Origin of the sequence: Amycolatopsis mongoliensis (genome assembly GCF_030285665.1) — a bacterium.
In the GTDB taxonomy this organism is placed as follows: Bacteria; Actinomycetota; Actinomycetes; order Mycobacteriales; family Pseudonocardiaceae; genus Amycolatopsis; species Amycolatopsis mongoliensis.
On the sequence record NZ_CP127295.1, the window covers coordinates 570,934 to 590,706 of the forward strand.

The window sequence follows — 19,773 nt, forward strand, 5'->3', positions numbered from 1 at the left end:
GGGCGCTGCCCTTGGCGGACCGGCCTCCGCTCCGCTCTGGCCGGCCGCCGGGCGCGCCCGCCGAACAGCTCGGCACCGCACACGCGCCGCCGCCGACCTCCAACCCCATCGAGCACCGTCATCACCGTTCGGCATCGAGACTCGATGCGTCACGGTAGGGCGCTCATCGGGTGCTGCATCCAGACGTTCCACTCCTCGTACATGCCGAGGTCGCGTTCACGGTCGATGTCCACCAGGTCGAGCGCTCCGGGGACGACGTACCGGCCGGTCTGGGGAAAGGCCATGCCCGTCCATTGCTCCCATTGAGCGATGGTTCCGGACACAACCATGGACCGTGGGACAGGGGCCACGATGTTGGCCCCGAGACGTTGATGCGTGCGAATCCAGGGGTCCAGATGCAGCCCGTCCTCGCGGGTCCAACGCAGAAAATCCGCCATCGACGTCAGCGGATAGCTCGCCTTCAACGTCGGCCGCACCGGCACGATAACTCGTTGGAGACCGGCGTCCGCCGCGCGTTCGCGGAGAGCGGTCAGCACCTGTCCGGCCAGGCCGCCGCCCGAGTGGTCGGGCCGGACCGTGGCAGACATGATGCACAGCGTGTCAGGTTCCACCTGGCCTTCATATCCTGTCACCGCAGCAACGAGGGCACCGTCGTAACCGTCCGGGAGCGTGTCCGCTTCGCCGTCCCAGTGCAGCGTCACCGCGACCGCGCTGGCCAGCACCTCCCCATCGTCGACTAGGAGCACGTCGAACTCCGGAAAGTACTGTTCTGCGGCTTCACGGTGGGCGCCGGACACCGCATCGTGGAGAACGAACTCCGGCCACGCTGCACGCAACGACGCCACGGCGCCAGCTTTGAGATCACGATTCTCAGCGGTGGTGACGATCTTCAATTTCCGCACCAGCAGAGCCTAAACCGCTCCGCCGTCCCACGACGACGCACCTATTCAAGGCGGGCCGTTCCCTCGCAGGCGATCGTTTAACACCGGCCTACCGGCATCAAGAGCGCCTGACGGCGTCGCTGCGCGATGAGCTCCGCTCACTCTTGACACCGGCAGTCCGGTGCTAACCAGCGGCAGGGGCGAGGAAGACGGGGGCGGAGAGCCCACCGCGCAAGCCAGCCACAGAGAGGGTCGCGAAGATGCCAAGCCGACAGCTCAGCCCGAATCAGACGGCCCTGTTCAGCCCGTACCAACTCACCCTCTGGACCAAGCAGGCCCGCTCCGCCAGGCCGTCACCAGGCCGTCAGACGTCCGGACCAGACCGGACCCAACCGGACGCAACAAGCACAAAGCAGCAGGTCAACGGCACGTCACGCCGCCGACCCGCTGCTAGGTCGCGCAAGGTCGCAGAACGAGATCTTCTACCAGAAGGACGCGCAGGCGCTGGTGGCGTTCGCGAAGACGGTCCACCTGGGCATGCTGTCGTTCTGGGAGGCCGGCCGCGACGCCAACGCGTGCACCGGCGCGCTCTACAAGTGCACCAACGTGCCGCAGTCGAAGTACGAGTTCGCGAAGATCTTCGCCGGCTACACCGGCTGAGTCACCACCGGGCGGCGTCCGCGAGCAGTGCGTCCCGCACGGCCGCGGGCCCCGCGCGGCAGGGTTCCGCGCGGGTGACCGCGAACAGCGTGTTGATCGGCGGCTCCACCGGGTCCAGCAGCGCCACCAGGTCACCCGATGCCAGCTCGGCCGCGCACAGGTACCGCGGGAGCACGCTGACGCCGAACCCGGCCAGCACGCACGTCAGCACACCGCGCAGGTCCGGGACGACGACGGACGGCCCGGCGGGCGGCCGGACACCCAGCACCGAACGCCAGTACCGGCGGATGATCGGCAGGTCCTCGGCGTAGGCCACGAGCGGCGCCGTCCGCGGGTCGCCGTCGAAGCCGCGCTGGCCGACCAGGACGAACTCCTCGTCGGTCAGCGGTGTTGCCGTGAGGCCGCGGCCGCGCGGGCGGATCGTGGAGACGACCAGGTCGAACCGGCGCTGCGACAGGCCCGCCAGCAGGTCGTCGGCCAGGCCGAACGTCACCCGCAGCTTCAACCCGGAGGCGACCAGGCCGGCCAGCGCGGGCAGCACCCGCACCGTCGTCAGCTCGGCGGGCCCGGCCAGGTGCACCGGCGCCGCGAACGGGTCGTCGCCGACCGCCACCGCGGCCAGCGCGTCCACGTGCGGGGCGATCCGGGCCGCCAGCTCGTCGGCCGCCGACGTCGGGGTCACGCCCCGGGCGCGCCGCACGAACAGCTGCTGCCCGAGTTCCACTTCCAGGGCTCTGACCTGCGCGGTCACCGTCGGCTGGGACAAGCCCAGCGACGGTGCCGCACCGGTCAGCGAGCCCGCGCGGTGGACCGCGAGGAACGTCCGCAGCAGGTCGAGGTCCAGCTCAGTCCTCGATCAGCTCGATCGAGTCCACGACGTTCGGGTAGAACGCGACGTGGTCCTTGATCGGCGCGACCGCGTCGTACGGCTTCTCGTACGTCCAGATCGCGTTTTCGGCCTGCACGTCACCGACGTTCAGGCTGTAGTAGCTCGCGTCACCCTTGTACGGGCAGTAAGTCTCGTGGTCGGTCCGCTCCAGCACCTGGAAGTCGACGTCCGCCCGTGGGATGTACTGCGCCGCCGGGTAGTTCGACTCCTGCAGCGTCAGCGCGCTGCGGCTGTCGGCCACGACGCGCCCGCCCGCCTTGACCACCACGCGCGCCCTGGTCGGCTCGACGGTGATCGGGTGGTCCGGCCCCGGGACCAGCACCTTCTTCTCCGGCATGTCAGCTCCTCGAAAAGGTCGTGTACAGAGGAGCAGCACCCCGGGCCCGGCGGTTATTCCACCTCAGGGCAGGTAGTACATCGGGTTCGGCAGCTTGATCGGGCGCAGTGCGTAGCCGCCCTCGAGGTCGCTGAACTGGTCGCCGACGTTGAGGACGATCTTCGCGCCGGTCGCCTCGATGTGCGCGCGCGTACCCGACTTGTACTGGACCGTGTTGCAGGTCAGCCCGCACGGCAGGTAGTCCGGCGCGGTCACCTTCGGCTTGAAGAACGCGCCCGCCGGAGCCGGGTAGCCCTCGTTGGCCAGGTTCTTCAGCGACTGCGGGCCCTGGAACTCGTTGCGGCCGGTCAGGAAGTACACCTCGACGCCGTGCTGCGCGGCCCAGTTGGACAGCTCCAGCACCGGCTTGTTGGCGACGAACGTGCCGTTGTCGATGGCCTGCTGCTGCTTGACCGGGTCGAAGCCGAAGTCGTTGTCGGCCTCCCAGCCGAAGGTGACCTCGGAGGTGTCGTCGACGTCGAGCACGATCGCCGGGTTGGCGACCTTGCCGAGCTGCTGCTGCAGGTAGCGCTTCGCGTCGGCGACGACGTTCTTGGTGTCCTTCACGAACCGGCTCGTGTCGGAGTAGTGGTGCTTGCCCGCGGCGTCGAGGTAGTCGCCGTAGTAGGCCTTGACGTCGTTCTTGACCTGGCCGATGTTGGCCGGCTCCTTCGAGCGGGCCGCGGTGGCGTCGTCCGAGCCGGCCAGCGCCGTCGCCCCCGAGGCGATGGTGGCACCGATGGCCGCGGCGGCGGCGAGCTTGACGAGACCTGACCATTTTCCGGACACGGCGACCCTCCAGTGAAGACTTGACGACTCGGGGAACCTACGTCACGTTCACCCCGAGTTCCACCCCTCAAAAGTTTCCGTTCACCTCTCGGCGCGGCAGAGGAAAGCCACCGGAGACCGTCCGATCCGCGTGAGCACGACCGACGCTTCCGCGGCGCCCCGCGGTTTCAGCCGCCGCCGCAAGGCATCCGGATCGACGTCGAGGCCACGGACGAGGATCTCCAGCCGTCCGACGTCGTGCCGCTTGAGGACGCCTTTGAGCGCTTTCTCCGTGTAGGGCCCGTGCTCCAGGACGCGGAAGGCCCGCACGCCCGGCGGCGGGGTGTCACCGGTCAGGTACGCGATGCGTTCGTCCAGCTGCCACAGCCCGTGGCGGGCCGCGTAGTGGCGGACCAGCCCGGCCCGCACGACGGCGCCGTCGGGGTCGACGATCCACTCCCCCGGCTCCCGCGCGGGCAGCTCGTCCGGTTCCGCGTCGGTCACCGTCCACTGTGTCCCGTCCGAGCGCAGCACGGTGGCCCGCCGGGTGACGCCGGTGCCCAGCCCCCGCCAGAGGCAGGATTCCCGGACCTGGCCGTCGAGGGACACCAGCTCGACCTCGTCGGCCCACGGCGTGATCGCGAAGTCGAGGCCGGGCGCGCACTTCACCGACAGCGGACGCCCCGGGTACGCCTCGACCAGCCCGTCCAGCGGCGGGGCGAAGTCCGCGGGTTTCCACGCCCGGCGTCCCGCGGAGTCACGGCGGGCCGGGTCCGCGACGACGACGCCGTCGCGGCTGACCGGGCGCAGCGCGTCGGCCTGCGCGAGCCCGAACGCGACGCCGGCGGCGATCCCGTTGTGCCGCGCCATTTCCAGCCGCACCGGGTCCAGATCGGACCCGACCGCCCGCCGCGCGACCCGGGCGATCTCGACGAGGTCCGCGCCGACCGAGCACGTGACGTCGTGGACGTCGAGGCCCGCGAGCCGAGAGGCCCGGTGCCGCGCGACGAGCGAAGCGCTCGCCTGCTGGAGCGCGTCCGAGGTGAACAGCCAGTCCTCACCGGACAGCTTGCCGACGGCTTTCCGGCGCAGCAGCACGGTTTCCAGGACGGCGGCCGCGAACTCCTCACCGGCGATCCGGCGCACCTGGGCGACGGACGCGATGCGGTCGGTCAGCGGCAACGACGAAACCTCGGCGAGCGCCGCCTCACCCGCGTCGGAGCGCAGGTAGGCGACGTCGCCGAGGCTGAACGAATAGCCCACTCAGGACGGCCGCTTGGTCCCGGTGATCATCACGTTGTAGAACAGCTCGCGCGGGAGCACCTTCGACAGCAGCTTCTTGTCCACGGCGGACAGCCGCAGCCACAGCTTGTAGGCGAACAGCCGCCAGCGGACGGTCAGCTTCTCCTGCGGCACCGCGGCTTCGAACGTCCGGATCGGCCAGCCCGCGAGCGCGGCGGCGAACTCCTCGGTGACCGCGTGGACGTCCTGGGCGCCGGCACCGCGGGCCCACGACTCCAGCTCCGACGGGTCGAAGGTGTGGATGTCGACGACGGCTTCCAGCGCGGCGGCGCGCGAGGACTCGTCGAGCTCCTCCTGCGGACGGCGCCAGCCGCTCAGCGCGGGCAGCTTCGTCACCCGGGTCGTCAGGAACCAGGTGAACTGGCCGAGCTTGCGGGCGTAGAAGTCGCCGACCTTCGTCGGCTCGCCGGCGAAGACGAACCGGCCGCCCGGCTTGAGCACGCGCAGCACCTCGCGGAACGCCGCCTGGACGTCCGGGATGTGGTGCAGCACCGCGTGCCCGACGACGAGGTCGAACGTGTTGTCGTCGTACGGGATGCGCTCGGCGTCGGCGACCCGGCCGTCGACGTCGAGGCCGAGCTTCTCGGCGTTGCGCAGCGCGACCTGCACCATGCCGGGCGAAAGGTCGGTGACCGACCCCTTCTTGGCGACGCCGCCCTGCATCAGGTTCAACAGGAAGAAGCCGGTGCCACTGCCCAGCTCCATCGCGTGCTGGTAGGGCTGGCCGTCGTCACCCGCGACGGCGGTGAACACGTCGGTGGCGTAGGAGATGCAGCGCTCGTCGTACGAGATCGACCACTTCTCGTCGTAAGTGCCGGCTTCCCAGTCGTGGTACAGCACGTTCGCCAGCTTCGGGTCGGCGTAGGCCGCCTGGACCTCTTCGGCGGTGGCGTGCGGGTTCGGCGCCGGGTCGTTCACGTCGGTCAAGGCGTCATTTCCCTTCGAAAGTGGCCTTGCCGGGCCCGTTTTCGATGAACGACTTCATGCCGTTCTGCTGGTCTTCGGTCGCCCACAGCGCGGCGAACAGGTGCGATTCGAGCTTGAGCCCGTTCGCCAGATCGGTGTCGAGACCGCCGTCGATGGCCGCCTTCGCCGCGCGCAGCGCGATGGCCGGGCCGTTCGCGAACTGCGACGCCCACTTGTGCGCGGCCGCGTAGACGTCGTCGGGGGCGACGACCTCGTCGACGATGCCCAGGGAGAGGGCTTCTTCGGCCTTGACGAACCGTCCCGTGTAGACGATGTCCTTGGTCTTGCTCGGGCCGATCAGCCGGGCCAGGCGCTGGGTGCCGCCCGCGCCGGGGATGACGCCGAGCTGGATCTCGGGCTGGCCGACCTTGACGTTGTCGCCGGCGACGCGGCGGTCCGCGGTCAGCGCGAGCTCGAGGCCGCCGCCGAGGGCGTACCCGGTGATGGCGGCGACGACCGGCTTCGGGATGTTCGCGATGGCGGCCAGGGTCCCGGTGAGGGTGGCGCCGAACTTCGCGATCTCCGGGTAGCTGCGGCTGGCCATCTCCTTGATGTCCGCGCCGCCGGCGAAGGTCTTCTCGCCGCCGTAGAGGATCACCGCGCGGACGTCGTCCCGCTCGGAGACCTCCTTGGCCAGCTCGGCGAGTTCCGCGGTGACCTGGGCGTTCAGGGCGTTGACCGGCGGCCGGTCGAGCCGGATCGTGCCGACCCCGTCCTTGACCTCCAGGGTTACGAACTCTCCCACGCCCATCACTCCTCGTTGACGATCTGCCAGCAGGCTACCGGTCGGTAAGCGTCAGCTTAGCGACGGCGGGCGAAGAAGCGATCTCCGGAGCGCTCCAGCACCAGGTCCTGGTCGAACGTCTTCGACAGGTTTTCGCTGGTGATGACGTCGTCGACGAGCCCGGACACCACCGCGCGACCGTCGCGGAGCAGCAGCGCGTGGGTGAACCCCGGCGGGATCTCTTCGACGTGGTGGGTGACCAGCACCAAGGCCGGCGCGTCGGGGTCGAGGGCCAGGGACGACAGCCGCGCCACCAGGTCCTCGCGGCCGCCCAGGTCGAGCCCGGCGGCCGGCTCGTCGAGCAGCAGCATCTCCGGGTCGGTCATCAGCGAGCGGGCGATCAGCGCGCGCTTGCGCTCGCCCTCGGACAGCGTGCCGAAGGTGCGCTCGGCGAGGTGGCCGATGCCCATCGCGTCCAGCAGTTCGGTCGCGCGGGCGGTGTCGAGGGTGTCGTATTCCTCACGCCAGCGGCCGAGCACCGCGTACCCGGCGCTGACCACGACGTCCTTGACCAGCTCGTCGCCCGGCACGCGCTGGGCGATGGCCGCCGAGGTGAAGCCGATGCGCGGGCGCAGGTCGAAGATGTTGACCCGGCCGATCCGCTCGCCGAGCAGGTCGACCTCGCCGGTGGTCGGGTGCAGCTCGGCCGCGGCGAGGCGCAGCAGGGTGGTCTTGCCCGCGCCGTTCGGCCCGAGCACCACCCAGCGTTCGTCCAGTTCCACGGCCCAGTCGAGGTCGGCGAGGAGGTCGTTGGTCCCCCGGCGGACGCCGACACCGGCCATCCGGACCACGAGGTCGTCAAGTTCGCTGGGCTGGATCGGCTCGCTCACGAGGCCCATTCTGTCTGCCGTCGCGCGCGCGTGCGCACCCGCCCGGGCGAGACGGCGAACCGGCTGGTCGGAGCGTGTCCACGACGTGGAACGGCGCACGCCGGAAGTGCTGTGGACCACGCTCCTGTGGCAGGATCGCGCCATGTCCGCCGACGCGCCCGTGACCCCGGTGACCCGGGGCTCGTTCTGGCGCCGTCGCGCGATCGACCTGCTCCTCGTGGCTTCGGCCGGGTGTACGCGAGCGCCGCTCCGCTGATCCCACGCGCCTTCGCGGCGTGTGCGGCCGAGCCGCGCTGCCCCGCGTCCCGATCACCTTCGCGTCCGAGGAGCACCCGCGTTGACCACTTCGATCACCCGTCCCGCCGTCGAGATCCACCCGCAGCTGACCGATCCGCTGCTGCCCGGGCTGCTGCACCCGTCTCGGCTGCTGTGGACCCCGCGCGAGCTGGCGGAGCTGACCGCCACCGTGGCCACCGAGCTGACCGCGAGCGTCCAGCACATCCTGCGCTTCGACGAAGACCGCCGCTGGTGGGCCCGGCTGGCCCTGACCGACGGCGTCGAGCTGTGGCTGCTGTCGTGGCTGCCCGGCCAGCACACCAGGCCGCACGACCACGGCGGCGCGTCGGGCTCGTTCACCGTCCTGCAGGGCGAGCTGGGCGAGGAGTACCGCTACCCCGGCGGCCCGGTCCGGCGGCGCACGCACGTCGCCGGCGAGGGCATCGGCTTCGGCGCCGGCCGCGCCCACCAGGTCACCGGGATCGGCGACGGGCCCGCGGCGAGCGTCCACGCGTACTCGCCGCCGCTGGTACCGACGCGGGAGTACGCGACGCTCGCCGACGTCCCGGCCGAAATCCCGCCGCTGCCGGTTATCGTCGGCGGATGAGCGCGATCGATTCGTTCCTGGAGCAGGCCCGGTCCGGATTGGACCGGGTCGGCCCCGCCCGGGCCCGCGAGCTGCAGGAGGCGGGCGCACTGCTCGTCGACATCCGCCCCTTCGCGAACCGGCAGGCCGAGGGCGAGATCCCGGGTTCGGTGGTCGTCGAGCGGATCCACCTGGAGTGGCGGCTGGCACCGGACAGCGACTGGCGGCTGCCCGGCGTGACGGCCGACTCGACCGTCGTCGTGCTGTGCAACGAGGGCTACTCGTCCAGCCTGGCGGCGGCGGACCTGCAACGGCTGGGCCTGCCGAACGCGACCGACCTCGAGGGCGGCTTCCGCGCCTGGGCCACCGCCGGCCTGCCCGTGCAGACCGGCGGCAGCCCCGCGGTTCCCTAGGCGAGGGCGGGCGCGACCTTCTCGGCGAACAGGTCGATCCCGGACCGGTCGTACGCGGCTTCGGGGAAGTTGAAGATCGCGTACGACATGCCCAGCTCGCCCATCGCGGCGAGCTTTTCGGTGACCTGCTCGGGCGTTCCGGTGGTCGGGCTGTTCTCGAAGTTGCCGGCCCAGCGCGCGACGGCGTCGGCCTCGATGTACTTGGCGAGGTGGGACTTCAGCCAGGCCAGCTTGTCCTGGACGTCCTTCTCGGTCTCGCCGAGGACGATGTTGTGGTTGGCCGAGCGCACGATCGCGTCGAAGTCGGTGCCGACGTCCTTGCAGTGCTGCGCGAGGATCTCCGACTTGCGGGTGAAGGTCTCCGGGTCGGCGGCGAAGTTCGTGTACTTCGCGTACTTCGCGGCGATCCGCAGCGTCTTCTTCTCGCCACCACCGGCGATCCACAGCGGGAGGCCGCCTTCCTGCGGCGGCAACGGGCGCAGGATGGCGCCGTCCGTCTGGTAGTGCTTGCCGTCCAGCGTGGACGTGCCGGTGGTCCAGAGGTCGCGCATGATCTGCACCCCCTCGTCGAGCTGGCCGAGCCGGTCGCCGGCGCCGGGGAAGCCGTAGCCGTAGGCCCGCCATTCGTGCTCGTACCAGCCGGCGCCGATGCCCATCTCGACGCGGCCACCGGAGATGATGTCGGCCGTCGCGGCGACCTTCGCGAGGTAGGCGGGGTTCCGGTACCCCATGCACGTGCACATCTGCCCGAGCCGCACGGTGTCGGTCGCGGCGGCGAACGCCGACATCAGCGACCAGGCCTCGTGCGTGGCCTCCTCGGTCGGGACCGGCACGGTGTGGAAGTGGTCGTAGACCCAGATCGATTCGAAGGGCCCGGCTTCCGCGTGTTTCGCGAGGCCGAGCATGGTCTTCCAGTGGTCCGCGGGATCGATGCCGGCCAGGTCCAGCCGCCAGCCCTGCGGGACGAACATTCCGAAGCGCATGCCCCACAACTTAGCCCTGCTCAGCAGTCACCGCCCCGCGATTTCCGGCACGCGGGCCCCCGGGAGACCAACGGCCGGCCGCAGGTGCCTTCCTGCCCTCCCGGTCACGACGTAAGGCCATGGCGGGCGGCCGCGACCGGGCGCGATCGTGGGTACCGACTGCCACGCGAGATGGGGTGGGCACCATGACCGAGCCACACGACGTTCCGCGCCGGTACCGGCACCGCGATCACACCTGGGTGCTGGGGGCGTGGGTCCTGCCGCTGGCGGTCGCCGCGGCGCTGACCGCGGTGAGCGGCGGCCTGCTGGCGATCACGCTGCCGGTGGCACTGGTCGTCGGCATCGTGGCGACCGTGCTGCACCTGCGCGACCGGGCGTGACCGGCGCGGGTCAGGCCAGGACGACGCGCGCCAGTTCGGCCGGGGCCGCCAGCAGGCCGTGCTTCGGGAGCACCCGCACCGTGTAGCCGATCGAGCCCGGCCGCGGCAGCTTCAGCCGCGCCGCGAACGCGCCGATGCCGTCCGCCGTCATCGGGACCGTGACCGTGTCGCGCAGCTCGTCGTCGTCGCCGACCTGCCCGACCACCGCCTGGATGTCCACTTCGGACGGATCGAGCCCGGCCAGGTCGATGCGCGCCCGGATCGTCACCTCCGTGCCGACGACCAGCGGCTCGGTCGCCTCCACCAGCAGCTCCGAGTCGAAGATCCGCAGCCGCGGCCACGACACCTCGAGCTTGGTGCGGTAGTCCGCCAGCGACAGCGCACCGCGGTAGCCGTCGCCGGTCGCCGCCGCGACCATCCGCGACGCCGGCAGGTAGCCGTTGTCGACGTACTCGCGGACCATCCGGGACGCCTGGACCCGTGGGCCGAGCGTTTCCAGCGTGTGCCACACCATCGACAGCCAGCCGGTGGGCACGCCGTCGGGGGAACGGTCGTAGAACAGCGGCGCGATCTGCTGGCCGAGCAGCTCGTACAGCGCCGCGGCCTCCAGGTCGTCGCGGCGCAGCGGGTCGGTGACGCCGTCCGCGGTCGGGATCGCCCAGCCGTTGCTGCCGTCGTAGCACTCGTCCCACCAGCCGTCGCGGATCGACAGGTTGAGGCCGCCGTTGAGCGCCGACTTCATGCCCGACGTCCCGCACGCCTCCAGGGGCCGCACCGGGTTGTTCAGCCAGACGTCGCAGCCGCGGTAGAGGTACCGGGCCATCGACATGCCGTAGTCCGGCAGGAAGACGATCCGGTGCCGCACGTCCGCGCCGTCGACGAACCGGACGATCTGCTGGATCAGCTGCTTGCCGTTCTCGTCGGCCGGGTGCGACTTCCCGGCGACGACGACCTGGATCGGGCGGTCTTCGTCGAGCAGCAGCGTGCGCAGCCGCTCGGGGTCGCGCAGCATCAGCGTCAGCCGCTTGTACGTCGGGACGCGGCGGGCGAACCCGACGGTCAGCACGTCCGGGTCGAACACCGAGTCCACCCAGCCCAGCTCCAGCGGCGACGCGCCGCGCTGCAGCCAGGCCGCGCGCACCCGGCGCCGCACCTCGAAGACCAGCTTCTCGCGCAGCTCGCGCCGCAGGCCCCACAGCTGCGCGTCGGAGACGCCGTCGCGCAGCGGCCCGTCGCCGGTGTCGAGGCCCCATTCGCGCCCGAGCAGCGTGCTCAGCTCACGGGCCACCCACGTCGGGCCGTGCACGCCGTTGGTCACCGACGAGATCGGGACCTCGTCGTGGTCGAACCCGGGCCACAGCCGGGAGAACATCTTCCGCGTGACGCGCCCGTGCAGCTGGGAGACGCCGTTCGCGCGCTGCGCCAGCCGCAGGCCCATGTGCGCCATGTTGAACAGGCCGGGGTTGTCCTCGGCACCGAGCGCGAGCACGCGCCGCGGGTCGATGTCGGGCACCAGCCTGCCGTCGGCGAAGTAGCGCTGCACCAGGTCCACCGGGAACCGGTCGATGCCCGCGCTGACCGGGGTGTGCGTGGTGAACAGCGTCCCGGCGCGGACCGCGGGCATGGCCTCGTCGAACGCGAGGCCGTCGGCCTGCACGATTTCGCGGGCGCGTTCGAGGCCCAGGAACCCCGCGTGCCCCTCGTTCGTGTGAAACACCATCGGCTGCGGGTGGCCGGTGATCTCGCAGTACTTGCGGACCGCGCGGAACCCGCCGATGCCGGCCAGGATCTCCTGCCGCAGCCGGTGGTCGGCGTCGCCGCCGTAGAGCCGGTCGGTGACGCCGCGCAGGTCGTCGTCGTTGGCCTCGGTGTCGGTGTCGAGCAGCAGCAGCGGCACCCGCCCGACGCGGGCCTGCCAGATCTGCGCGCACAGCTCGCGCCCGCCCGGCATCGCCACGCCGATCAGCACCGGGCGGCCACCGACGGTCAGCAGCTCGAGGGGGAACGCGTTCGGGTCGATCACGGGGTAGTGCTCGACCTGCCAGCCGTCGAGCGAGAGCGACTGCCGGAAGTAGCCGTTGCGGTAGAGCAGCCCGACGCCGACCATCGGCACGCCCAGGTCGGACGCGGCCTTGAGGTGGTCGCCGGCCAGCACGCCGAGACCGCCGGAGTAGTTCGGCAGCGCCTCGGTGACGCCGAACTCCATGGAGAAGTAGGCGACCGCCGGTGGCAGGTCCGCGTCGTCGCGCTGCTGGTACCAGCGCGGCTCGGACAGGTAGTTCTCCAGGTCCTCGGCCGCGGCCCGGGCGCGGCCGAGGAAGTCGTCGTCGACGGCGAGCTCGTCCAGCCGCGACGGCGGCAGCGCGGTGAGCATCCGCAGCGGGTCGCGCACGGCGTCGAACAGCTCGGCGTCCATCGAGGCGAACAGGTCGCGCGTCGGCGGGTGCCACGTCCAGCGCAGGTTGGTGGCCAGTGCGCCCAGGCCGGACAGGGACTCCGGGAGACTGGCGCGGACGGTGAACCGGCGGACTGCACGCATGGGAAGCGACGATATCGGGCCGGGGCCCGGCCTGCGCAGGGAGTAGTTCGGGGATAACGTGCACGCTCCGCGTATGCCCTGGGTATGGTCCTGCCCGTCGGGTACCGGGTGGGCACGAGAGCGAGTGAACAGATGATCCCAGGGGGAGGACGGCGCGCGCTGGTCGCGTTGCTGGCCGTCGCGGCGGTGGCCGTGAGCGGGTGCACCGGCAAGGGCGGCGCGAGCGGGGACCCGGCCAAGGACACCGGCGCCGGGTCGGTCGCCGGGCTGCCGGTGACGCACTTCGAGAGCGGCCTGAAGCCGGACGCGCCCGCGCCGGGCGTCGACGTCAAGAACGCCGACGGCGGCGAGGACGACAAGCTCGCCACCGCCGCGATCGACGACGTCCAGACCTACTGGGGCGAGATGCTGCCGGCCAACTTCGGCCAGCAGTTCGAACCGGTGAAGTCGCTGCTGTCCTACGACTCGCAGACCGACACCGAGAAGACCGGCTGCGGCAGCGTGAAGAAGCTCGTCAACGCGTTCTACTGCTCGGTCGACGACTCGGTGGCGTGGGACCGCGGCGTACTGCTGCCGATGCTGCGCCAGCGGTTCGGGCCGATGTCGGTGGTCGTCGTGCTGGCGCACGAGTTCGGCCACGCCGTCCAGTTCCGGCTCGGCGACAAGGCCGGGATCTCCAAGACCACCCCGACCGTGGTGAAGGAGCAGCAGGCCGACTGCTTCGCGGGCGGCTACTTCCGCTGGGTCGCCGAGGACAAGAGCAAGTTCTACCGGGTGTCGACGTCCGAAGGCCTGAACCAGGTGATGGCGGCGATGTTCCTGATCCGCGACCAGGCGGGCACCAGCGGCGCGGACCGCGGCGCGCACGGCACGGCGTTCGACCGCACCTTCGCGTTCCAGACCGGGTTCGAGAAGGGCCCGAAGGAGTGCGCGGCGATGAACGACCAGAACGTCAAGGCGCGGCTGACCGAGCGCCCGTTCGACAAGGGCGACACCGGCAAGGGCGACGCGAAGTTCAACGACCAGGCCGTCGAGCTGCTGAAGAAGAGCCTCGACGAGGCCTTCAAGGGCGCCGGCGTGGCCGCGCCGGAGATCGCCGACGGCGGCAGCTGCCAGACGACGCCGCCGGCGTCGTACTGCCCGGGCGACAACACGGTGAGCATCGACCTCGCGAAGCTGTCCGACCTGGCGCAGCCGATCGACCGCCAGGCCGAGATGCAGGGCGAGGACCCGGGCGGCATGGGTGACTTCGCGGCGTTTTCAGAGGTCGCTTCGCGGTACGCGCTGGGCATCCAGAAGGGCGTCGGCGCGTCGATCGACAACGCGAACGCGGGGCTGCGCACGGCGTGCCTGGTGGGCGCGTGGGCGGCGTTCACGAACCGGCCGGGCGACCTCCGGCTCTCGGCGGGCGACCTCGACGAGGCGATCGCGGACCTGCTGCAGCCGGAGAGCCTGATCTCCGCCGACGTCAACGGGAAGCGCCCGGACAGCGGTTTCGACCGGGTCGAGTCCCTGCGCCGCGGGTACCTCGAAGGCTCGTCGGTCTGCTCGAAGCAGTACGCCTGAGTCACCTGAAAGCCGTGAAGGCCTCCTTACCGGCTCTTATGGCCGGCAAGGAGGCCTTCACGGCTTTTGCTCAGAAGAGGGCGGAAGCGAGGTCGCGGCGGGCCTTCATGACGCGGTCGTCGGCCGGGTCGAAGAGGTCGAACAGCGCCACCAGGTGCTCCCGGACCTTGTTCCGGTCGTCGCCCGCCGTCCGGCGGACCGTGTCGATCAGGCGCTTGAAGCCCGCCTCCACGTTGTTCTCCGCGATCTCCAGGTCGGCCGCGTCGAGCTGGGCCGCCAGGTCGGACGGGTCCGCGTCGGCCTTCGCGCGCGCCTCCGGGTCGGCGTTCTCCGCACGGGCGGTGAACTTGACCTGGGCCAGGGCGTTCTTCGCCAGCTCGTTCGCCGGCTCGACGTCGAGGATGCGCTCGTACGCGGCCTGCGCGGCGGCGAAGTCACCCCGCTCGAAGGCTTCCTCCGCCTCGGTGAAGCGCGGGTCCTCGGGCTCCTCGACCGGGCCGCCGCCGTTGGCCTCGGCCTCGCGGATCGCCGGCAGCTTGTCGCGCAGGGCCTCGAGCAGCGCGTTGATCCACTTGCGGATCTCGGGCTCGGGCAGCGCGCCGGAGAAGGCGTCGACCGGCTGGCCGGCGCCGATGGCGACGATCGTCGGGATGGACTGAGCACCGAACAGCTGCGCGATGCGCGGGTTCGCGTCGACGTCGACCTTCGCGACGACCCAGGCGCCGCCGGACTCGGCGGCCATCCGCTCCAGCACCGGGGACAGCTGCTTGCACGGGCCGCACCACTCGGCCCACAGGTCGACGATCACCAGCTGGCGCAGGGAGCGCTCCACGACCTCGGCCTGGAAGGTGGCCTCGGTGACATCGATCACGGCCTCGGACGAACCCGGGGCGGGCGGCGGCGGGCCGTCGCCACCGGCCGGGCCGGCGGGCGGGGCCGGCTGCCTCTGCGCCGATTCGGCGCGGGCCTTGAGCGCGGACAGGTCCACCGCGCCGGAAAGGGCGGCGGACAGGGCCGCTGACTTCGCTGCAGATCCGCGTGGTTGTGTCACGCTTCCATCCTGGCACGCGCGCCGGAGCGTTTCACCGGGTGCCCGGCCCGTCCGCTTGGCAGGACGGCGCCGCTGGGGCAGGCTCGGCCGGGTGCACATCCGGCGAGACGTGAAGGTGGGCCTGTCGATCGCGGCCGCCGTCGCCTGGATCGGCGCGGTGACGCTGCTCATCGTGCACGAACCGGCCCCGGGCGCCGCTTCGCCCGCCGAGCTGCGCGACCGGCTCGCCGCGGCGCTCACCGGGCACGACGCCGACGCCTTCGCCGGCCTGCTCGACTACCCGGGGTCCGGCGGGGACGACTTCGCGAAGGACTACGTCACGGTGCTGGCGGACCACGGCGTCCACGACGTGCGCGTGGAGCTGGGCCCGGACGCCGCGGCACCCGCTCACGCCACGGTGACGGGCGCGACGGGCGACGGCCGGCCGTTCAGCTACCCGCTGACGGTGACGACCGAAGACGGCCGCTGGACGGTCGCCTTCACCCCGCCCCTCCCCTGACCCCGCGCCCCAAGGCGGCCTTGGTTGCGCTCAACGCACCGAAGGGCCCCTTGGGTGCGTTCAACGCACCGAAGGGCCCCTTGGGTGCGTTCAACGCACCGAAGGCCACCTTGGGGCGCTGGGGGTCAGGAGTCGCGGAGGTGGGCTTCGATGCGGTCCACCTTGGCCTCGAGCTGGTCGGTGAAGCCCGGCCGGATATCCGCTTTCAGGACCAGGCCGACGCGTGCCGAGCCCTCTCCGGCGGCCTCGACCGCGCGCTTCACGACGTCCATCACTTCGTCCCACTCGCCCTCGACGTTGGTGAACATCGCATTGGTCGAGTTGGGCAGCCCGGAGTCGCGGACCACCTTCACCGCGCGGGCGACGGCTTCGCTGACTCCGCCGTCGGGCTCCCCGCCGGACGGGCTCACGCTGAACGCGACGATCATGTCGGAAGTCCCTTCTTCGGTGTTCTTTCCGCCGGTCGTGCGACACTCGCCGGTACCCGCTGGTAACTTCGCGTGTCATGAACCGTCCGCTGCCGTTCGACCCGATCGCCCGCGCGGCACAGCTCTGGGAGGCCCGGATCGGGCCCTCCGGCACCATGGCCGCGGTCACCGGCGTGATGCGGGTCCAGCAGATCATCCAGTCCGCGGTGGACGGCGCGCTCAAGCCGCACGGCCTGACCTTCGCCCGGTACGAAGCGCTGGTGCTGCTCACCTTCGCCCGCAGCGCCAGCCTGCCGATGCGGGTGATGGGCGAGCGGCTCCAGCTGCACCCCACCAGTGTCACCAACATAGTCGACCGGCTGGAGCGCGACGGGCTCGTGAAGCGCGTTCCGCACCCGACGGACCGGCGCACGACGCTCGTCGAGATCACCGACGAGGGCCGCAAGCGCCGCGAGTCCGCCACCGTCGCCGTCAACGACATCGGCTTCGGGCTGACCGGGCTCACCGAACGGCAGACCGAGCAGCTCACGGACCTGCTGACGAAGGTGCGCCGCGCGGCCGGCGACTTCACGGAATAGCAGAAAGGCCCGCACCGGAGTGCGGGCCTTTCTCACCTACCGGGATCAGACGGCGACCGGCTCCTGGACCTGGAACAGGCCGACACCGCCGTGGGACAGCCGCTGCGGGCCGTCGAGCTTGCCGTTGCGCAGCGCCCACTTCTCGAACAGCCACGTGAACAGCGGCGGGATGCTCGCGAGCAGGGCGAGGACCAGCGTCTTCGGGCGCCAGCCGAGCGGCTTCGCCACGGACAGGGAGACGACCACGTAGAGGACGAAGATCACGCCGTGCACCATGCCGATGACGGGCACGCCGCCCTCGCCGGAGGAGTGCACGACGTACTTGAGGAACATCCCGACAAGCAGCGCCGCCCAGGAAAGGGCTTCGGCGACTGCGGCCACGCGGAACACTAGAGCGGCCTTGCTGGACACTTCTTCCTCCTGTGGGGTCTCACCACGTTGGTCGTGACACGAGAAAACGTCCGACGCACCGTCCAAGGCGGACTGCCTGTGGACGTCAACGGCGCTGTCGGACGTGCTGATACCAGTGTGAGGCGTGACGGCCCTCACGGGAACACCGGGGCCCGTGACGATGCTCACGGCCGTGGTCCACTGTGGTCTGAACCACGGCCGTGAGCGTCCGGCTACTCCGCGCAGGGCGAAACCGGTGCGGACGACGGTGATGTCGCCCACGTCGCCTTCGCGGGGTCGGTGGTGAGGCCGAAGTCGAGCGTCGTGCCACGCTTCAGCTGGTCCACGTTGACGTACACGCGATCACTCGGCTTCGAGCCGACCTCGAGACCCGACACGTACTGCAGCTTCGAGCCGTCCGCGCCCGGCGCCTTGATCGTGATGTCGCGCCCGTTCTGCAGGTGCAGCACGGACTTCGCGAACCGCGGCGAGTTCAGCACGAAGTTCCCAGTCCCTGGGACGGCCGGGTAGAGACCCAGCGCGCTGAAGACGTACCAGGCCGACATGGTGCCGAGGTCGTCGTTCCCGGTGACGCCGTTGGGCGCGTTGGTGAACAGCGTGTGCGCCGCGCGCACGACCGTCGACGTCTTCGCCGGCTGGCCGGTGAGCGCGTACATCCACGGCGAGTGCAGGTCCGGTTCGTTGTTGGGGTTGTAGCGGAACTGGTCGTAGTAGTCGTACGGGCCGACGACCCAGTTCTCGCGGACCGCCGTCGCGGGGTTCTTCACCAGTTCGTCGTAGGCGAAGAAGTCGTCGAGGCGCTTCCCGGTGGCCGCCGGGCCGCCCATCCGCTGCTCCAGCCCGGGGACGTCCTGCTGCACCAGCCACTGGTACTGCCAGGCCGTGCCCTCGTGGAAGCCGTCCTGGCTCTGCGGGCTGTACGGCTTGTCCGCGGGGGAGAACCAGGCGCCGCCCGCGACCTTCGGCCGGAAGAAGCCGGTGAAGCCGCGGTCGGTCTGCGTTTCGTCCCACAGCGTCCGGTAGGTCCGGCCCTTCGCGGCCAGCGCCGCCGCGTCGTCCTTCTTGCCGAGTGCCGCGGCCATGACCGACAGCGAACAGTCACCGAGCGCGTACTCCAGGGTGGCCGACGCGCCGTGGTTCGGGTCGGTGTCCTGCCCCTTCTTCGGGAAGTCCGGGTCGTACTGGACGAACCCGTCGGCCTGGTAGCTCGCGTTGCCGGAGCGGCCCTGGAACGGCGACGACGCGGGCGGGATCTCCCGCGAGTTCTGCAGCAGCGCCTGGTAGGCGTGCAGCTCGTTGCCCGACAGCGCACCGAAGCGCCAGAGGTCGACCAGGAACGGCGTGACCGGGTCGCCGGTCATCGTGTTCGTCTCCTGGCTCGCGTACGCCCACCGCGGCAGCCAGCCGCCCTGGTCGTGGATGGCGAGGATGCTCTTGGCGATGTCCTTCGCGCGGTCCGGCCGCAACAGCGCCAGGAGCTGGTTCTGCGTGCGGTAGGTGTCCCACAGCGAGAAGAAGTCGTAGTACGTCCAGCCGACCGCGCGGTGGATCTTCTTGTCGAAGCCGTAGTAGCGGCCGTCGGCGTCGTTCGCGGTCAGCGGCTGCAGCAGCGCGTGGTACAGCGAGGTGTAGAAGACCGTGCGGTCGTCGGTCGTGCCACCCTTGATGTCCACTGTGGACAACTCGTGGCGCCAGGTGCGCTGGGCCGCGTCCTTGGCCGCGTCGAACGACCGGATCTTCTCCGACGCGAGGTTGACCCGCGCGCCCTGCGCGTCCACCTGCGAGATCGCCGTTGTGGCCGTGACCTGCCCGCCGCCCGCGAAGGTCAGCCACGCGCCGCGCAGGCCCGCACCGCCGCTCGACTCTTTGCTGCCCGGCGTGCCGCCGGTCGGCGACCACGTGCCCGAGGCCTTGAAGGGCTTGTCGAACTTCGTCGTGAAGTACGTCGTGTAGGCCTTGCCACCGCAGAACGCCTGCGACTCCACGGTTCCTTCGACGGTCCGGTCGTCGACGACCCGGATGCTGCTGCCCGTCACCGGTTCCTTGTCGTTGGCCTGCCCGACGTTGACGAAGACGTTGGCGTCACCGGGTTTGGTGAAGGTGTACCGCTCGACGCCGGCGCGGGTCGCCGCGGTCGTCTCGACGTCGACGCCGCCGTAGCCGGTCAGGTGGACCTTGTAGTAGCCGGGCTTGCCGACCTCGCCGTCGTGGGTGAACGGCGCCGCGTACTGCTTCTGGTCGAAAGTGGACGGCTTCGTCGTGTCGAACGCCTTGCCGGGGCCCACTTCGCCGGTCGTCGGCAGCGTCGAAACGAGACCGCCCTGCTCCCAGCAGCCCGCGCCGGAGAGGAAGAAGTGCCCGAAGCCGCGGATGGCCGTGTCGGTGTAGCGGTAGCCGGCGTAGTGCGAGGTGATCGGGCTGACCTGCGTCATCCCGAACGGCGCCGAGGCGCCGGGGAAGGTGTTCCCTTCGTCCTGCGTGCCGATGAACGTGTTGACGGCGTCGAGGGCGTCGCCGCCGGACGCTTCCGCGACGACGGGACTCACCCCCGTCGCCACCACGGCGAGCGTCAAAGCGCCCGCCAGGACCTTGCTCTTCACTGAGCCT

At 70.8% G+C, this 19,773-nt stretch carries 21 protein-coding genes; 7 read left to right on the top strand and 14 right to left on the bottom strand.

Features of this window, described 5'->3' with window-relative positions; all coding sequences use genetic code 11:
• Positions 1 to 149: 149 nt before the first annotated feature.
• Positions 150 to 902, bottom strand: coding sequence for a GNAT family N-acetyltransferase (locus tag QRX60_RS02735; RefSeq protein WP_285999219.1), 753 nt, complete (start codon positions 900 to 902; stop codon positions 150 to 152).
• A gap of 486 nt (positions 903 to 1,388) precedes the next feature.
• On the opposite strand from QRX60_RS02735, the gene QRX60_RS02740 reads away from it, so the two are divergent.
• On the top strand, positions 1,389 to 1,541 hold the full coding sequence (locus QRX60_RS02740) for a hypothetical protein (RefSeq protein WP_285999220.1): 153 nt from the start codon (positions 1,389 to 1,391) through the stop codon (positions 1,539 to 1,541).
• A gap of 1 nt (position 1,542) precedes the next feature.
• Here the strand turns inward: QRX60_RS02740 and QRX60_RS02745 are convergent, their stop codons facing one another.
• The 7 genes from QRX60_RS02745 to QRX60_RS02775 all read right to left on the bottom strand — a co-directional run bounded on the left by QRX60_RS02745 (position 1,543) and on the right by QRX60_RS02775 (position 7,465).
• Entirely contained in the window at positions 1,543 to 2,385 is an 843-nt protein-coding gene (locus tag QRX60_RS02745) for a LysR family transcriptional regulator (RefSeq protein ID WP_286003479.1), read from the bottom strand.
• A 1-nt stretch (position 2,386) separates the two neighbouring features.
• The gene (locus QRX60_RS02750; protein ID WP_285999221.1) at positions 2,387 to 2,767 is read right to left on the bottom strand and encodes a DUF427 domain-containing protein; all 381 of its coding nucleotides are present in this window, start codon (positions 2,765 to 2,767) and stop codon (positions 2,387 to 2,389) included.
• 63 nt (positions 2,768 to 2,830) lie between these two features.
• Positions 2,831 to 3,595, bottom strand: a complete 765-nt coding sequence (locus QRX60_RS02755) for an HAD family acid phosphatase (protein ID WP_285999222.1) — start codon at positions 3,593 to 3,595, stop codon at positions 2,831 to 2,833.
• An 81-nt stretch (positions 3,596 to 3,676) separates the two neighbouring features.
• Complete coding sequence (locus tag QRX60_RS02760) at positions 3,677 to 4,837, bottom strand: class I SAM-dependent methyltransferase (RefSeq protein ID WP_285999223.1); 1,161 nt, start codon at positions 4,835 to 4,837, stop codon at positions 3,677 to 3,679.
• Complete coding sequence (locus tag QRX60_RS02765; protein ID WP_285999224.1) at positions 4,838 to 5,803, bottom strand: class I SAM-dependent methyltransferase; 966 nt, start codon at positions 5,801 to 5,803, stop codon at positions 4,838 to 4,840.
• Positions 5,804 to 5,807: 4 nt separating this feature from the next.
• Positions 5,808 to 6,587, bottom strand: coding sequence for an enoyl-CoA hydratase/isomerase family protein (locus tag QRX60_RS02770; protein WP_285999225.1), 780 nt, complete (start codon positions 6,585 to 6,587; stop codon positions 5,808 to 5,810).
• Positions 6,588 to 6,643: 56 nt separating this feature from the next.
• Positions 6,644 to 7,465: an ABC transporter ATP-binding protein gene (locus tag QRX60_RS02775; protein WP_285999226.1), complete on the bottom strand. Its 822-nt coding sequence runs from the start codon at positions 7,463 to 7,465 to the stop codon at positions 6,644 to 6,646.
• A 328-nt stretch (positions 7,466 to 7,793) separates the two neighbouring features.
• Between QRX60_RS02775 and QRX60_RS02780 the strand changes: the two genes are divergently transcribed.
• Both QRX60_RS02780 and QRX60_RS02785 read left to right on the top strand, forming a co-directional pair.
• Complete coding sequence (locus QRX60_RS02780) at positions 7,794 to 8,339, top strand: cysteine dioxygenase (RefSeq protein WP_285999227.1); 546 nt, start codon at positions 7,794 to 7,796, stop codon at positions 8,337 to 8,339.
• The gene (locus QRX60_RS02785) at positions 8,336 to 8,731 is read left to right on the top strand and encodes a rhodanese-like domain-containing protein (protein WP_285999228.1); all 396 of its coding nucleotides are present in this window, start codon (positions 8,336 to 8,338) and stop codon (positions 8,729 to 8,731) included. The genes QRX60_RS02780 and QRX60_RS02785 overlap by 4 nt, the downstream gene beginning before the upstream one ends.
• On the opposite strand, the gene QRX60_RS02790 is transcribed toward QRX60_RS02785, so the two are convergent.
• Positions 8,728 to 9,714, bottom strand: coding sequence for an LLM class F420-dependent oxidoreductase (locus QRX60_RS02790; RefSeq protein ID WP_285999229.1), 987 nt, complete (start codon positions 9,712 to 9,714; stop codon positions 8,728 to 8,730). The two genes, QRX60_RS02785 and QRX60_RS02790, sit on opposite strands and share 4 nt — an antisense overlap.
• 185 nt (positions 9,715 to 9,899) lie before the next feature.
• On the opposite strand from QRX60_RS02790, the gene QRX60_RS02795 reads away from it, so the two are divergent.
• Positions 9,900 to 10,094, top strand: coding sequence for a hypothetical protein (locus QRX60_RS02795; protein WP_285999230.1), 195 nt, complete (start codon positions 9,900 to 9,902; stop codon positions 10,092 to 10,094).
• Positions 10,095 to 10,104: 10 nt separating this feature from the next.
• Here QRX60_RS02795 and glgP read toward each other — a convergent pair whose 3' ends face one another.
• Positions 10,105 to 12,633: an alpha-glucan family phosphorylase gene (glgP, locus tag QRX60_RS02800; protein WP_285999231.1), complete on the bottom strand. Its 2,529-nt coding sequence runs from the start codon at positions 12,631 to 12,633 to the stop codon at positions 10,105 to 10,107.
• A 132-nt stretch (positions 12,634 to 12,765) separates the two neighbouring features.
• On the opposite strand from glgP, the gene QRX60_RS02805 reads away from it, so the two are divergent.
• Positions 12,766 to 14,199 (top strand): neutral zinc metallopeptidase, encoded by a 1,434-nt coding sequence (locus tag QRX60_RS02805; protein ID WP_285999232.1) that lies wholly within the window; start codon positions 12,766 to 12,768, stop codon positions 14,197 to 14,199.
• A 70-nt stretch (positions 14,200 to 14,269) separates the two neighbouring features.
• On the opposite strand, the gene QRX60_RS02810 is transcribed toward QRX60_RS02805, so the two are convergent.
• Positions 14,270 to 15,250, bottom strand: coding sequence for a tetratricopeptide repeat protein (locus QRX60_RS02810; RefSeq protein ID WP_285999233.1), 981 nt, complete (start codon positions 15,248 to 15,250; stop codon positions 14,270 to 14,272).
• 91 nt (positions 15,251 to 15,341) lie between these two features.
• Here QRX60_RS02810 and QRX60_RS02815 point away from each other — a divergent pair, with 91 nt between their 5' ends.
• The gene (locus QRX60_RS02815) at positions 15,342 to 15,749 is read left to right on the top strand and encodes a hypothetical protein (RefSeq protein ID WP_285999234.1); all 408 of its coding nucleotides are present in this window, start codon (positions 15,342 to 15,344) and stop codon (positions 15,747 to 15,749) included.
• A gap of 125 nt (positions 15,750 to 15,874) precedes the next feature.
• Here QRX60_RS02815 and QRX60_RS02820 read toward each other — a convergent pair whose 3' ends face one another.
• Entirely contained in the window at positions 15,875 to 16,177 is a 303-nt protein-coding gene (locus QRX60_RS02820) for a thiamine-binding protein (RefSeq protein WP_285999235.1), read from the bottom strand.
• Between the two features lie 77 nt (positions 16,178 to 16,254).
• Between QRX60_RS02820 and QRX60_RS02825 the strand changes: the two genes are divergently transcribed.
• On the top strand, positions 16,255 to 16,755 hold the full coding sequence (locus QRX60_RS02825) for a MarR family winged helix-turn-helix transcriptional regulator (RefSeq protein ID WP_284743139.1): 501 nt from the start codon (positions 16,255 to 16,257) through the stop codon (positions 16,753 to 16,755).
• Positions 16,756 to 16,800: 45 nt separating this feature from the next.
• Here QRX60_RS02825 and QRX60_RS02830 read toward each other — a convergent pair whose 3' ends face one another.
• Positions 16,801 to 17,166 (bottom strand): DUF3817 domain-containing protein, encoded by a 366-nt coding sequence (locus QRX60_RS02830; protein ID WP_285999236.1) that lies wholly within the window; start codon positions 17,164 to 17,166, stop codon positions 16,801 to 16,803.
• A 212-nt stretch (positions 17,167 to 17,378) separates the two neighbouring features.
• Positions 17,379 to 19,766: a GH92 family glycosyl hydrolase gene (locus QRX60_RS02835; protein WP_285999237.1), complete on the bottom strand. Its 2,388-nt coding sequence runs from the start codon at positions 19,764 to 19,766 to the stop codon at positions 17,379 to 17,381.
• Positions 19,767 to 19,773: the final 7 nt, after the last annotated feature.